We start from the raw sequence: 13,324 nt of genomic DNA on the forward strand, positions 1-13,324 counted from the left end.
TATGTACGGTAGCCATGTGCTGCTTCGTTCACTGAACCCACTCGCCGTTGCGCGAGGAGACGATATTCCCGACGCCATCACGATCGATGGGGTCTCGCTCTCCCGTGCCGATATCCTGGGCGCCGCGACGTCCGTGGCCGAGCGCATCTCGCGAGCCGACCGCCTCGCGATCTACGCGACACCGTCGGTCAAGACCGTGCTCGCCGTCGTGGGCGCACTCATCGCCGGTGTCACCGTGGTGCCGGTTCCGCCCGATGCCGGGGTGGCCGAACGTGAGCACATCCTCCGCGACTCGGGCGCGCAGGCGTGGCTCGGCGAAGCGCCTCCGGATACCTCCGGGCTCGAGGTCCTGCCGGTGCGTCAACATGCACGGTCGTGGCACAGCTACCCCGAACCGCAGCCGTCCTCGGTCGCGTTCGTGCTCTACACCTCCGGTACCACCGGCCCGCCGAAAGGCGTCCTGATCTCGCGCAGTGCCATCGCCGCCGGCCTGGACGCGTTGGCGCAGGCCTGGGCGTGGACTGGGAAAGACACTGTGGTGCAAGGGCTTCCGTTGTTCCATGTGCACGGTCTCATCCTCGGCGTCCTCGGTCCACTGCGAGTGGGCAGCCCGCTGATCCACACCGGCAAGCCGACGCCCGAGCTCTATGCAGCCGCGCGCGGATCCCTGTACTTCGGGGTGCCGACGGTGTGGTCGCGCGTTGCCGCGGACGAGGCGTCGGCCCGCGCCCTGTCCGGTGCCCGACTGCTGGTGTCCGGCAGCGCGCCGCTCCCGGTCCCGGTGTTCGAGAAGCTGCGTGAACTCACCGGCCAGGCTCCCATCGAGCGATACGGCATGAGCGAAACCCTCATCACCATCAGCACCCGCGCCGACGGGGAGCGTCGAGCAGGCTCGGTGGGACTGCCGGTCGCGGGCGTCGAGACACGGTTGCGTGGTGAGAAGGGCGAAATCCTGCCCCACGACGGCGAATCCATCGGTGCACTGCAGATCCGGTGCCCCATGCTGTTCGACGGCTACCTGAACAACCCCGAGGCGACGGCCGCGACGTTCACCGAGGACGGGTGGTTCGACACCGGAGACGTCGCTCTCATCGAGCCCGACGGGTTCCACCGCATCGTCGGGCGCGCCTCGACCGATCTGATCAAGTCCGGCGGGTATCGCGTCGGCGCAGGGGAGATCGAGACGGTGTTGCTGGGGCACCCGAGCGTCGACGAGGTGGCCGTGGTCGGTGTGCCCGACGACGACCTCGGTCAGCGCATCGTGGCGTTCGTCGTCGGCACCGATGTGGAGGATCGAGTGCTGATCGATCTGGTGGCCACCGAGCTGTCGATTCACAAGCGGCCCCGCGAGATTCGCGTCGTCGACTCCCTTCCGCGCAACGCGATGGGGAAGGTCCAGAAGAAGCTGTTGGGCTAGACGTCAGCGAGGGCGCGAGGCGGCGGTTAACGTCGAGGAATGACCACACTCGACGGTGCACGCATTCTCGTATTCGGTGCCAGTGGCGGTCTCGGCGGTCCGGTCGTCGAGCAGCTCGCGAACGCCGGTGCCCGGTTGACCGTGAGCGGCCGGAGCGTCGAGTCGGAACACCACACGGTGAATGCCGATCTGACGCTGCCGGATTCGGCTCGCTCGGTGATCGCGGAGGCCGTCGAACACCATGGTGGACTGGACGGGATAGTCATCGCCGCAGGTGTTGTGGCGTTCGGTCCGGTGACCGAAGTGGACGACGACACCGTCGACGAACTGCTGCTGCTCAACTACCTGGCACCGCTGCGGGTGCTTCGAGAAGCGCTGACCACCCTGGGCCAGGGCGGGTTCGTGCTCAACATCAGTGCCGTCGTGGCGGACAAGCCGATGCCGAACATGGGTGCCTATTCTGCGAGCAAGGCTGCGGTGACCGCACTGCTGAAAAGCGTGCGCACGGAGGCACGTAAGTCCAAGATCAGGATCGTGGACGTGCGTCCGCCGCACACCGAGACGGGTCTTGCGACGCGGCCGATCGCCGGGCAGGCACCGAAACTACCGCAAGGTCTGACGCCGGAGGCGGTGGCAGCGCGTATCGTCGCGGCGATCGTCGACGACGAGACCGATGTCGGCGCGGATCAGTTCTCGTAAGCTATTGTCGGCGTCGTGACCGAGACACACGTGATCGACGCAGCCAGAAGGCTCGTACGTCGTCGCACCATCGACTTCGGTCTCGTCTGCACGTCTTCCTGTTCGTAACTGTCGATCGAACCCATCCCCGACGGGCATTTCGCGCTCCTCGGGTAGTTCCGGCAACCCTCGAATCGAACAGGATCCTCCATGACCACATCTGTGTCCCACATCGGCGGCGTCATCGCTGCCACCGACGATGCCGTGCAGGCCGACGCGAAGAACGCCCAGGCGGTCTTCCGTGCCTCCGCCACCGCGCACGATGCCGTCGCCAGCACCGTCACCCTGGGCAAGTTCAGCGTCGAGGTCGACGAGCCGCCTGCCCTCGGCGGTGAGAACAAGGCCGCCAACCCCGTCGAGTACTACCTGGCGTCGCTGCTGTCCTGCCAGGTGGTCACCTACCGCGTCTGGGCCGAGAAGCTCGGTATCGTCGTCGACGGCATCAAGGCCAAGGCCGAGGGTGACCTCGACGTTCGCGGATTCTTCGGTTTCGACGACAACGTTCGTCCCGGGTTCGGTGAGGTGCGCGTCGTCGTGACCGTCACCGGTCCCGAGTCACGGGAGCGGTACGAGGAGCTGCAGAAGGCCGTCGACGATCACTGCCCCGTGCTGGATCTGACGCGCAATCCCACCCCGATCCGCACCGTTCTCGAGACGGCCTGACGTCATGAGCGAACGGACATTCGGCCTGCGTACCAGAGCAATTCACGCCGGAGCGAGACCCGATCCTGCCACCGGTTCGCGTGCGGTGCCTATCTATCAGACGGCGAGCTACGTGTTCGAGAATTCCGCGGACGCGGGCGATCTGTTCGCTCTGCAGAAGTACGGCAACGTCTACAGCCGCATCGGCAACCCGACCGTCGCCGCTTTCGAGGAGCGCATCGCGAGCCTCGAAGGCGGCATCGGGGCGGTTGCCTTCGCCAGTGGGTTGGCGGCCGAGTTCGCAGTGTTCGCTGCGCTCGCGGGCACCGGAGACCACATCGTTGCCGCGGCCGGGCTCTACGGCGGCACCGTGACCCAGCTCGACGTGACGCTGCGCCGCTTCGGCGTCGAGACCACGTTCGTCCCTGGCACCGATCCCTCCGATTACGCAGCAGTGGTGACGGATTCGACCAAGCTGATCTACGCCGAGGTCATCGGCAATCCGTCGGGCGAGATCGCCGACCTCGAGGGTCTGGCCGCCGTGGCCCACGATCACGGAATCCCGCTGGTGATCGACGCGACGATGGCGACGCCGTGGCTGAGCCGGCCCATCGAGTTCGGCGCCGACATCGTGATCCACTCGGCCACCAAGTTCCTCGGTGGTCACGGATCGACGCTCGGGGGAGTGGTGGTGGAATCCGGGCGGTTCGATTGGGGCTCGGGCAAATTCCCGCAGATGACGGCACCCGTGGCCTCCTACGGCGGGCTGTCGTGGTGGGGAAACTTCGGCGAGTACGGCTTTCTGACGAAGCTGCGCAGCGAACAGTTGCGCGACATCGGGGGCGCACTGGCACCGCAATCGGCATTCACGCTGATCCAGGGTGTGGAGACGCTGCCGCAGCGTATGGACGCACATGTCGCCAATGCCCGAGTCGTTGCCGAGTGGCTCGAAACCGATCCACGTATCGACTACGTGAGATGGGCAGGCCTGCAAAGTCATCCGCAGCACGACCGAGCAGCGAAGTATCTCCCTGCCGGTCCTGGTGCGGTGTTCGCTTTCGGAATCGACGGTGGCCGCGAGGCCGGGCAGACGTTCGTCGAGAGCGTGCAGATCGCCAGCCACGTCGCCAATATCGGTGACGTGCGCACGCTGGTGATTCACCCGGGCAGCACCACACACCGACAACTGACCGATGAGCAACTCCGCGGAGCAGGTGTCGGTCCCGAGTTGATTCGCATCAGCGTCGGACTCGAAGATGCCGAGGACATTCTGTGGGACCTGGATCAGGCCCTGACACTGGCAACAGGAAAGGCGCGGTCATGAGCGAGCGCACCTGGCAGGGCCCGTCCACGCCGCAGCGGCAACGCATCCTGCGTGAGACGAAGACCGTCGCGATCGTCGGTGCGTCCAAGAACCCCTCGCGGGCAAGCTACTTCGTCAATCGGTATCTGTCCTCGACGAGCAACTACGAGATATTTCTCGTCAATCCGACGGTCACCGACATAGAAGGGACCACGGTCTATCCGACCCTCGCGGATCTGCCTGAATCGCCGGATCTGGTCGACGTGTTCCGCAAGTACGACGACTTGCCCGACGTTCTGTCCGAAGCGATTGCAGCGCAGGCGAAGACGATCTGGCTACAGCTCGGATTGTGGCACGAGCCGGTGGCACGCGACGGGGAGGCCGCGGGGTTGAACGTCGTCATGGATCGGTGCCTGAAGATCGAACACGCCCGATTCCACGGAGGACTGCATCTGGCCGGATTCGACACGGGAGTGATCGATTCGCGTCGTACCCGCGGTTAGCGGTTCACGCCTTCAGCAGACGGCCACTGATCACCGTTGCCAGTGCACGTGGGGCCAAACGGACACTGCCGGCGCTGATCTTGTTGGACAGACCGGACACGACACTGGCGGGGGTGCGGCGAGAATCCAACGCGCGCAAAGCCGTCGAGACCACCTGCTCCGAGGTCTGGTAGTTGCCCACCGCGGCATCTTCCGATCCCACGACATCGAAGAACTCGGTGCGCGTGGGGCCGGGGGAGAGCGCGAGAATCTTCAGCGACGAGGTGCGGTGCTCGTACGCCAGCGCTTCGGTGAAGTTGAGGACGAATGCCTTCGTCGCACCGTAGACGGCCATGTTGGGGGTGGGTTGGTACGCGGCGGTACTCGCGATGTTGATCAGTGCGCCGGTGAGGTTCGGCAGAAATGCGTGCGTCAGGTCGACCAGGGCGCTCACGTTCAGTGCGATCTCGGCAGCGACGCGCACGGGATCCTCGTCGGCGAACCTTCCATGCGTTCCGAAACCTGCATTGTTGACGAGGGTGGTGGGGGTGATTCCTTTGTTCGCCAATGTGGTTCGTAGGGTGTCGCCCACGCCGGGGACACCCAGGTCCATCGCTACGACGGTGGCCGTCACGCCGTGCTCGGATTCGATGCGCCGCGCCAGGGTGTTCAACCGATCGGCGCGTCGAGCCACGAGGACGACGTTCTCGCCGCGTGCGGCGAAGCGGGTGGCGAATTCCTCGCCGAGTCCCGAACTTGCTCCGGTGATGAGCGCTGTGGAAGTCATGCCAGCAAATGTAGGCAGTGTCAGCATTGTTGTCAACGCCAACATCGCCTAGGGTGAGGTCATGGCAACGCAGCGCTACCACCACGGTGACCTGCGCGCGGTCTTGCTCGACGAGGCCGAACGGAGCATCGCGCACGGCGGGGTCGACGCGTTGTCGCTTCGGCAGCTGGCCAGAGATGTCGGCGTCAGTCACGGTGCCCCGGCGCGCCACTTCCGCGACAAGCAGGCGCTACTGGATGCGCTGGCGCTGCACGGTTTCGAGGAATTGAATCGCCGAATGGTCGCAGCGGCAACGGGACCCGGTGAGCTGCTGGCTCGGTTCCGTGGAGTCGCCCGCGCCTACCTCGGATTCGCCGTCGAACACCCGGAGTTGCTCGATGTCATGTACAGCACCAAGCACCATCCCGACGCCAGTGAGAATCTGAAAAGCGTTGCGCACGAGAGTATGACCGCCACCGAGGATTTGCTGAAGGAGGCGATGGTGGCCGGTGTGATCACCGAGGCTCCACCCGAGATCCTCGCGCGCGTCGCCTTCGCGAGCGTGCACGGACTCGCGATGCTGGCCACCGGCGACCTGCTCGACGGCGTCCCGACCGAGGATCTGCTCGACGCGACCGTGGACACTCTGTTGCGCGGGTTCACCTGACCGGTGGCCCCGAGCAACGGTTCGAGGTGCAGCCCCCTAGGTGGACCCCGATAGGGGTATCTCGTCGGGGTCCGTCCTCGGATCGACGAGGTGAAGTCCCGGCCGTGCCCTTCGGCGGTCGGGGCGCTGAGCGACGCTGGAAGCCATCTCGGCAATGAGGTCGAGCCGGAGCCGCTCTGCTGCGCGCTGCCTGCTCCTGAGGTAGTGAGCCAGTTCCGACGCGATGAGTGCGGCACCGACGGGCCCGCCGTACCGGTGCGTCCACCCGGGTCCATCGTGCTCGAATGCGTTCAGGAAACGGTTCGGGTCGGACAGCACGGCAAGGACGGTATCCGCGGTGACGCCGTGTGCGCGCAAGCGGGCGGTGACGTCCGAGATCTCGTGTGTTCCCCGGTGTGCGCCGAGCGCACGCTGCCACTGGGCATTCACAACTGCGGGCCGAAGTGAACACTGGGCCCGCTGCACGGGAGGCGGTGGGGTCCGGCCGAGTTCCGCGGCGACCCGACCTCTCCGTTCGGTCGGCGCTTGTACCGATACAGATCGGCATCGGCGTCGGCCAGCAAAGTCTCGAACGGTGTGTCTTTGGGCGTCGAGACAGCCAAACCGTAAGAGGCAGACACCGATTGGCTGGCAACCATGGTTTCGGCCAACTGCCTCGCCTCGGCGTGGTTCGAGACCGGGGTGATGAGGACGAACTCGTCGCCGCCTACACGTCCGAGGATCGATCGCGACGGCGCGCGTGAGGACCACGAGAGAGCGAGCTCTGCAAGGGCCCGGTCACCGGCTGCATGCCCGTAGTTGTCGTTGAGATCCTTGAAGTTGTCGATGTCGAAAGCAATGATCGCGACGCGGTCGGTCCTTCGGCGCAGTTGCGCTGTGAGACGGGCGAACCCGTGCTCGGCACCCGTGCGGTTGAACACCCCCGTCAGCGGGTCGCGCAACGCTGCCGAGCGAAGACTTGCTCCGGCCGACCCCAGTACTTCGGTGAACGCGACCACACAGAAGAGGGCGACGATGACCTCGCTCGGCGAACTCGCGGCTTCACCGAGGGCGAGCGAACCGGCCACGGCCAGTGCCAGTACCGAACACTGAACCCGTGCGATCGAGGCTCGGTGCATAGTTCGGATGTACACGGCGAGAACGAGTATCGAGGCAACTGCGCTCATGCGGAGAGCCGTGTGCACCTGGAAGGCAATGCCGAACAGGCCTGCAAACGCAGCCCACACGACGGTCGAGTCGAGCTGCACGCGTCCGATGTGCACAGGTCTGGTCGCGACCGTACCCACGATCGAGAAGACGATGGACGCGACCAGTCCGCTCACCGTCGTCCACGACTGCTCGACGTCGGGTACCGAGAACGAGTCGAGCGTCGTTCCTATTCCGGTGAGAGCCGATACGATCAGCAGTAGCAAGACTGCCGCCAGCACTTTTCGGGCCTCTCTTCGCTGAGCGACGACGGGCACCGAGGCGTGGGGTGTCGATACGGCTTTCACGTCTGCTCCATCGCCGCAGCTATTTTCCCGTTACCAATTGTGATTCTCGCAACTCCACTCGATCGGTGTCGGCGGCCGTGACGGATCCGATGGCGCGGGAGTCCGGTGAGTACGGCCGACGTCGCGGGTGGTCCGCTGCAGAGGTATGCCTCCGCTTCGAAAAGTGCGATCTGAACTGCGTTGATACCGATTGTCTCGGTGAACGGCAGCGGGCGAGTCGAGTAAGGCAAAGTAACGTCGGCTCGCGTATGAAAAGCGGGCGTTTCCGTGTGCCGCTCGCCCAGTCGGCAGACCGCTGCTGCGGTGCCGCTGCCCCCGGATGGATAACTAGAAAATTGCTGACTTCGGGCAGTTTGGGTACGCTGCTCGCTAGTCGAATGTGAAGGACGGGGGCATGGTGACGAGTGCATGGAGCAGAGCCGAAAATCTTGCTGTTATCGACAGCGCGAGCTTCCGGGCGGTCTACGTCGTCGGTGTGGTGGCAGTGTTGCTCGCAGGATTCACGGCGTTGGGTTGGATGTTCGCCCAGCCGATGCTGGGGATCGTGGCGGGAGTGACCGCAATCGGCACGATCGGGACAGCTCACGCGCTGCTCGGTGGTAGTCGTTTCGGTACGTCGCCCGCTGATCTGTTGGAGACGCATGCGGGTCGCTTCGATGGCTGACAACCGCGACGAAGCCTTGATCATGTTCGCGGCTCGCTGGGAGCCGTACGGCGGTGCGGATGCTTCGGAGATCTTCGTCTGCTTCGGTTTGAGCGAAAGTCAGTACCGGGCGCGTTTGTACCAGGCCTTGACGCGTTCCGGTCACGGTGCAGTGGACGTCGACGCCCGGGTGCGGACGCGGTTGCTGCGCTACAGCACGTCGTGAGCATTCGACTTCTGCCCGGCGAGGCCGATACTCGATGCAGTGGCGTGCCGATCCTGGCTGCCGGCTCGAAACGAACGACAATCGGGGACAGCGAATGAGCATTGGGACCAGGTGGCGTGTCGCGGCGCTGACAGTGGCGGCGGGAGCCGCGACGGTCGGTGGCGTCATGATCGGCACCGGGGCCGGCGTCTCGTCGGCGTATCCGATCTGTATCGGAAATCTGCACGCGTGTCATCACCCCGCCCCCACCAGCACCGATGTCACCACCACGGTGGATGATTCGACGACCACCGAATCCACCACGTCGTCCACCACCACGTCGGCGACCTCGACCACAACAGCAGCGTCGAGCACCTCGTCGTCGAGACGCCCACGACCCACCCACGAACCCACCACGGAGTCGGAACAGTCGTCGACTCGCTCGCAGCCGTCACGCACGCCGACGTCCGGGGTGGTCGACGGGCCTCCTGCAGCCGGGCCTCCTGCAGCCGTTCCGCCTGTCGGCGGTGCAGGCGGTGTCCCGCCAGGAGCCGGCCTCGATGTACCCGATGTCGAGGACGAGGAGACGGCGGCGGCATCTTCCTCGACCGCACCGTCGACAGAACCGGCCGGCCCGGCGTCGACCAGTGCGGCCTCGCCGTCGTCGTCCGCTTCCGGTCCCGGCGCATCGGGTCCCGGCGCGAACGGTCCTGATCCGGATACCGAACTCACCGCGTCGTCCGGTCTGTTGGACGCACGCGCGGTGGCAGGTGGAGTCGTGGGTCTGATGCTCGCCGGAGCCGGAGCGGGTGTCATCAGCGCCAGGGGAGCCCGCGCGCAGCAGGTGCGTCTCGATCGAGCTCGCGGGGAGATCTTCTCGTGACGCGCTCACATCGTCGGATCTCGGCGGCCGTGGACGTGGTCTGCGAAATTGCAGCGGATGCCGATCGATCCACGCTCGACGGCGTGATCGAGGCGATCGCCCGCGAACGCAGGCGGCCGATCGTCATCGAGGGCGCAGTCCTGCCGCCAGGGGTGTGTGGGCAGCGCCGCGCCTACCCCGATCGCGACGTGATCGTGATAGGTACGGACCTTCCGAATTACGATCGCACGCTCGCCCACGAACTGGGCCACATCGTCTTTCGACACGACGGCATACCCATCGAGAGTTCCCTGCGCGCCGTCAGCGATGAGCTGCTGGCGTACTTGCTGAGCGAACGCACGTTGCAATCGGCCGTGGTGGACGGTGCCGACAACGACGACGAATGGGAAGCGGAGGCCTTCGCCGGGCAGCTGCTGCAGCGATTGCGTCGTGCGAACACCCGAGGCGCAGCTCGATCGATCGTCTCTTTCGACCAGGCGTTGGGCTGACATGGCGTGGATTGCAGCACTGGTGGTCTGGCTTGCGGCCGGTGCACGAGTGGGCCGAATGGTCGTGCGACCTGCCACCACGGTTCGGATCTGCATGGTCCTGGCCATGGTGTGCACAGCGGCGGCCCAGACGGTGGCCATCGACGACGTCGCCGCCACGCTCGGCCGCGACAATGCGGCCGCAGCGTTGGCGATGTGCTGGGCCGGCGCGGCCGGAGCGTCGATGGTGATCGCCATCAGAGCATGGCCGACACTTCTGCGGCGGTGGTACCGAACGTGTGCCGTCGTCATCGCGGTGTCCACAGCCGGTGCGATGGCGGGCTCGCTCTTGAACCCGGTGGCCGGCTGGTGCGCGGTTCTGCCGGCGTTCGCCGCCGTGATCGCGGCCGGGGTTCGGGTGATCGCCCGCACGCCGATCGGGCGTGCGGTTGCCCTTTATTGTCTCGGTGCTGTGGCGCCGCTGTCGATCGCCATCGCAGTGATTCTCGGTGCGGAACCCAACCGCGGGGTGCTCACAGTGGGTGCGTTGATCATGTCGATCGGTGCAGTGTCGGTGTTGATCGAGACATGGATACGCGCCCGGATCCTGCTCTACCGCATCAAAGATCTACACCACGCCCTGCTCCGCCGATTCCCCGAACTTCGCGACTCCGACCGATCGCGGGCACCCACTGTGCTGCAAGCGTCCGATCACGTGTCGGACGTCATGGACGGGCTGTACTTGCAGGTGGGTGCCGGACAGTTCGACGACGGAGTCGCCGCGCCTACCGATCCGGTGGATCGCGCAGCACGGATAGCTCGGACGGTCCACGACCCTCTCGCCCACCCCATCCTCGGTGCCCACTGGATCGTGCCCCCACCCGACTGGTCCCCTCCGCAGTGGGTTGCCTTGATCGCCCGGGCGCATCGATCGACGTCCACCGCCGCGCTCGACGACTCGACATCACCGGACTCCGCTACCGACACGACTGCTCGGTAGCGGACGGTGCCGGCTAGGCAGCGAGCGCTACGGGGTGCTGTCCGGTGGCACCGCGGGCAATCCTTCGCTTGCGCGTAGCTTTTCGGCCATCGAGGTCAGCAGGCTCTGCGATTCGTCGGACAGGTCGAATGCGCGCGCCGACAGTCGCCGCAGGCCCTGATTCCGCAATTGCGCGAGCATTTCGAGATCGCGATCGACCGCATCCTGATAGACCGGGTCGTAGAAATAATCCGCCCGTACCTTGAAGAACCGCGCCAACGCTGTCACGGTCTCCTCCGACGGGTTGGTCCTGTGTCCGGATCGAAGCTGCGAAATATACGGTTTGGAGATGCGATGGCCCGCGTCGGCCAGCCCCTGTGCGACCTCGGCATTGGTGTGAGGCCGACGTCCCGGTGGATGGACCGTGTCGAACAGCTTGTTCAACCTGGCCGCGAACGATCCGTCTTCGACCGGCACCTTTGTCTTCCCTCTGATCATGTGAACCCAACTTGTCCCGCGGCGGTAGCCGACATTTCAGTAACCAAATGGTAACCGTCCGGCGGCTTCGATAAACCCGCTCTGCTGTTCACGGTCGAAATCCGCGTTGGGTGGCGCTTGGCCGGCCCTGAGCGATGTGCCGAATCATTCGGATCGATTCGCCGACGATCAACGTGACCAGCGACAGCGCCATCAATGCAAGCGCAGCCACGATCGCGAATATCAACACCGAATACATCTCGACTACCCCTCTGTCTCATGAGCTGGACGAGTCTGGATCGCAGAGGCGACGTGATGCGGTCGAATCCGGATGCGAGGCCTGTCGTGCTTTGCGGGGGGTGGCCTCGCATCCGGCAGCCGGCATCGTCTGCGAATTCGACACCGTCCAGGTCTAGATATTAGCTGAAAGATTGCTGTCGAGGCGAACCGAATCGGTGCCCTAGGTTGAGTGCATGACCGAATACGACCTGCAACGCTTCGTCGACGCCCAGGATCCCGTGTGGAGCGCAGTGACGCAGGAGTTGAAGGCAGGGAGGAAGCACACCCACTGGATGTGGTTCGTTTTCCCGCAGTTGGCGGGATTGGGACGAAGTGCGACTGCTCAGCACTTCGGCATCGCCGACCTGACGGAGGCGGAACTGTATCTGTCCCACGAGGTGCTGGGTCCGCGTCTGAAGAAGGCGGCCCGGCTGACCGTCGGAATCGAGGGTCGAACGGTAGACGAGATCTTCGGTTACCCCGACAATCTGAAACTGCATTCGTCCATGACGCTTTTCGCCGAAGCTACCAAGGGCCAGTCCGTTTTCGGTGAAGTGTTGCAGAAGTATTTCGGCGGCGAATTCGATGGCGCGACACTCGACTTGCTCGACGAGCGGTACCGCTAGCATCGCACCCATGACGACTCCACTCGCCGGATCCATTGCCTTCGTCCACGCCAGCTGGCACCTGGACATCGTCGACCGAGCGCGAGTGGGATTCGCGGCCGAACTCGAGCGGCTGGGCCAGGGCGATACTCGTGTCGACGTCTTCGAGGTGCCGGGGGCATTCGAGATCCCGCTGCACGCCCAGCGGTTGGCCAAGACCGGGAAGTACTCGGCGATCGTCGCCGCCGCGCTGGTCGTCGACGGAGGAATCTATCGACACGACTTCGTAGAAACGGCGGTCATCGACGGCCTCATGCGGGTGCAACTGGACACCGATGTGCCGGTGTTCTCGGTGGTGCTCACTCCCCATCACTTCCATGAGCACGCCGACCACGCAGCGTTCTTCACCGCCCACCTCGAAACCAAGGGTGCCGAAGCTGCGCGGGCCGTTGTCAAAACCCTGGCGTCGCTGGGAACCATCGGCTGACGCTGGGGCCGATTTCGGGCCGGGGCCTATTGCCTCCCTGCGCCTGAGTTGCACGAAGTACTCGCGGAACTCGAACCGCGCGAACGGATCTTCTATCTTTGCGAGTACGGCACCACGCGCAACGACGCCTAGCGCCTCGCCGATCGAAGTTTTGGGATATCGACGCTCCGGGTCGGCTCTGCAGTCGCGAGCACGTCTGATCGGTCCTCGAGGACCGGTACTTGTACGACCCGGGCGGTCGGCCCGGCGGTGATGATCGGGGAGTTTCAGCCACGGGAACTGCCCCAGCCACCTACCTGCTGACGTACACACTGCTGCTCGACTGCGTGCATACCCGTAGAGGGACGTTGTGGCAGCGACGGGACGGTAACTGGACAATTCTCCAACAGCGAGGAGCCGTGATCGCAGCCCACAAATCGTGATGTGTGGGGGATGAGTCGACCTCTATCATGGGCTACCGACAGACTTTGAGTTCCCAATACTTTTGTAGGGCAATAGTTTTCGGTTGCACTATGGTTGCCAGTCGAACGCGCGTTCGATACACTTGCTCGCATGACCACGGAGATTTGGCAACTGAGCGAGAGTGAACTCCTCGCCGATGCCGCCGCGGTCTCCCACCAGATCCAACTACTGGAAGCGCGGCGTATCGCCCTCGTCGCCGAGATCGATACTCGCGTGAGCCGGGAGAAGCTCGGTTTCCCAGGGCCCGCCGGCTGGCTGACCTCCACAACCCTGCTCTCACCGTCCAAGGCCACCAAGATCGTCGCCCTCGCCCGCGGCATGGCTGCGTT

18 protein-coding genes and 1 pseudogene are annotated in these 13,324 nt (G+C 64.8%); 14 read left to right on the top strand and 5 right to left on the bottom strand.

Annotation, left to right across the window (positions count from 1 at the left end):
• Position 1: 1 nt before the first annotated feature.
• The 5 genes from ABZ677_RS22920 to ABZ677_RS22940 all read left to right on the top strand — a co-directional run bounded on the left by ABZ677_RS22920 (position 2) and on the right by ABZ677_RS22940 (position 4,603).
• Complete coding sequence (locus ABZ677_RS22920; protein ID WP_358373539.1) at positions 2-1,417, top strand: acyl-CoA synthetase; 1,416 nt, start codon at positions 2-4, stop codon at positions 1,415-1,417.
• A gap of 39 nt (positions 1,418-1,456) precedes the next feature.
• Positions 1,457-2,116, top strand: a complete 660-nt coding sequence (locus ABZ677_RS22925; protein ID WP_358373542.1) for an SDR family oxidoreductase — start codon at positions 1,457-1,459, stop codon at positions 2,114-2,116.
• A 189-nt stretch (positions 2,117-2,305) separates the two neighbouring features.
• On the top strand, positions 2,306-2,818 hold the full coding sequence (locus tag ABZ677_RS22930; RefSeq protein WP_358373545.1) for an OsmC family protein: 513 nt from the start codon (positions 2,306-2,308) through the stop codon (positions 2,816-2,818).
• Positions 2,819-2,822: 4 nt separating this feature from the next.
• Positions 2,823-4,121, top strand: a complete 1,299-nt coding sequence (locus ABZ677_RS22935; RefSeq protein ID WP_358373548.1) for an O-acetylhomoserine aminocarboxypropyltransferase/cysteine synthase family protein — start codon at positions 2,823-2,825, stop codon at positions 4,119-4,121.
• Positions 4,118-4,603 carry a CoA-binding protein gene (locus ABZ677_RS22940; protein ID WP_358373551.1) on the top strand — a complete coding sequence of 162 codons (486 nt, stop codon included), beginning with the start codon at positions 4,118-4,120 and terminating at the stop codon, positions 4,601-4,603. Before ABZ677_RS22935 ends, ABZ677_RS22940 begins: the two co-directional genes overlap by 4 nt.
• A 4-nt stretch (positions 4,604-4,607) precedes the next feature.
• Here the strand turns inward: ABZ677_RS22940 and ABZ677_RS22945 are convergent, their stop codons facing one another.
• Positions 4,608-5,369, bottom strand: a complete 762-nt coding sequence (locus ABZ677_RS22945; protein WP_358373554.1) for an SDR family oxidoreductase — start codon at positions 5,367-5,369, stop codon at positions 4,608-4,610.
• A 61-nt stretch (positions 5,370-5,430) separates the two neighbouring features.
• On the opposite strand from ABZ677_RS22945, the gene ABZ677_RS22950 reads away from it, so the two are divergent.
• On the top strand, positions 5,431-6,015 hold the full coding sequence (locus tag ABZ677_RS22950; protein WP_358373557.1) for a TetR/AcrR family transcriptional regulator: 585 nt from the start codon (positions 5,431-5,433) through the stop codon (positions 6,013-6,015).
• 36 nt (positions 6,016-6,051) lie between these two features.
• Here the strand turns inward: ABZ677_RS22950 and ABZ677_RS22955 are convergent, their stop codons facing one another.
• The gene (locus ABZ677_RS22955; protein WP_358373560.1) at positions 6,052-6,444 is read right to left on the bottom strand and encodes a hypothetical protein; all 393 of its coding nucleotides are present in this window, start codon (positions 6,442-6,444) and stop codon (positions 6,052-6,054) included.
• Positions 6,441-7,508 carry a GGDEF domain-containing protein gene (locus ABZ677_RS22960; RefSeq protein ID WP_358373563.1) on the bottom strand — a complete coding sequence of 356 codons (1,068 nt, stop codon included), beginning with the start codon at positions 7,506-7,508 and terminating at the stop codon, positions 6,441-6,443. Before ABZ677_RS22960 ends, ABZ677_RS22955 begins: the two co-directional genes overlap by 4 nt.
• Positions 7,509-7,902: 394 nt before the next feature.
• Here ABZ677_RS22960 and ABZ677_RS22965 point away from each other — a divergent pair, with 394 nt between their 5' ends.
• From ABZ677_RS22965 to ABZ677_RS22985, 5 genes are all read left to right on the top strand, one after another.
• Positions 7,903-8,172 carry a hypothetical protein gene (locus tag ABZ677_RS22965; protein WP_358373566.1) on the top strand — a complete coding sequence of 90 codons (270 nt, stop codon included), beginning with the start codon at positions 7,903-7,905 and terminating at the stop codon, positions 8,170-8,172.
• Positions 8,165-8,377, top strand: a complete 213-nt coding sequence (locus ABZ677_RS22970) for a hypothetical protein (RefSeq protein ID WP_358373569.1) — start codon at positions 8,165-8,167, stop codon at positions 8,375-8,377. Before ABZ677_RS22965 ends, ABZ677_RS22970 begins: the two co-directional genes overlap by 8 nt.
• A 94-nt stretch (positions 8,378-8,471) precedes the next feature.
• Positions 8,472-9,239 (top strand): hypothetical protein, encoded by a 768-nt coding sequence (locus ABZ677_RS22975; protein ID WP_358373572.1) that lies wholly within the window; start codon positions 8,472-8,474, stop codon positions 9,237-9,239.
• Positions 9,236-9,727, top strand: coding sequence for a DUF955 domain-containing protein (locus ABZ677_RS22980; RefSeq protein WP_252342070.1), 492 nt, complete (start codon positions 9,236-9,238; stop codon positions 9,725-9,727). The genes ABZ677_RS22975 and ABZ677_RS22980 overlap by 4 nt, the downstream gene beginning before the upstream one ends.
• A 1-nt stretch (position 9,728) precedes the next feature.
• Positions 9,729-10,706, top strand: coding sequence for a hypothetical protein (locus ABZ677_RS22985; protein ID WP_358373575.1), 978 nt, complete (start codon positions 9,729-9,731; stop codon positions 10,704-10,706).
• 27 nt (positions 10,707-10,733) lie between these two features.
• On the opposite strand, the gene ABZ677_RS22990 is transcribed toward ABZ677_RS22985, so the two are convergent.
• Positions 10,734-11,162: a helix-turn-helix domain-containing protein gene (locus ABZ677_RS22990; protein ID WP_037191674.1), complete on the bottom strand. Its 429-nt coding sequence runs from the start codon at positions 11,160-11,162 to the stop codon at positions 10,734-10,736.
• A gap of 109 nt (positions 11,163-11,271) precedes the next feature.
• Entirely contained in the window at positions 11,272-11,394 is a 123-nt protein-coding gene (locus ABZ677_RS22995; protein WP_256986403.1) for a hypothetical protein, read from the bottom strand.
• Positions 11,395-11,635: 241 nt separating this feature from the next.
• Here ABZ677_RS22995 and ABZ677_RS23000 point away from each other — a divergent pair, with 241 nt between their 5' ends.
• The 3 genes and pseudogenes from ABZ677_RS23000 to ABZ677_RS23010 form a co-directional block, all read left to right on the top strand.
• Positions 11,636-12,067 carry a DUF1810 domain-containing protein gene (locus ABZ677_RS23000; protein ID WP_121873272.1) on the top strand — a complete coding sequence of 144 codons (432 nt, stop codon included), beginning with the start codon at positions 11,636-11,638 and terminating at the stop codon, positions 12,065-12,067.
• Positions 12,068-12,077: 10 nt separating this feature from the next.
• Positions 12,078-12,533 (top strand): 6,7-dimethyl-8-ribityllumazine synthase, encoded by a 456-nt coding sequence (locus tag ABZ677_RS23005; RefSeq protein ID WP_094741301.1) that lies wholly within the window; start codon positions 12,078-12,080, stop codon positions 12,531-12,533.
• A 552-nt stretch (positions 12,534-13,085) separates the two neighbouring features.
• Positions 13,086-13,324 (top strand): annotated as a pseudogene (locus tag ABZ677_RS23010) (HNH endonuclease); the annotation flags it as partial.

The organism is Rhodococcus sp. NPDC006774, from assembly GCF_040636045.1.
Taxonomy (GTDB): domain Bacteria; phylum Actinomycetota; class Actinomycetes; order Mycobacteriales; family Mycobacteriaceae; genus Rhodococcoides.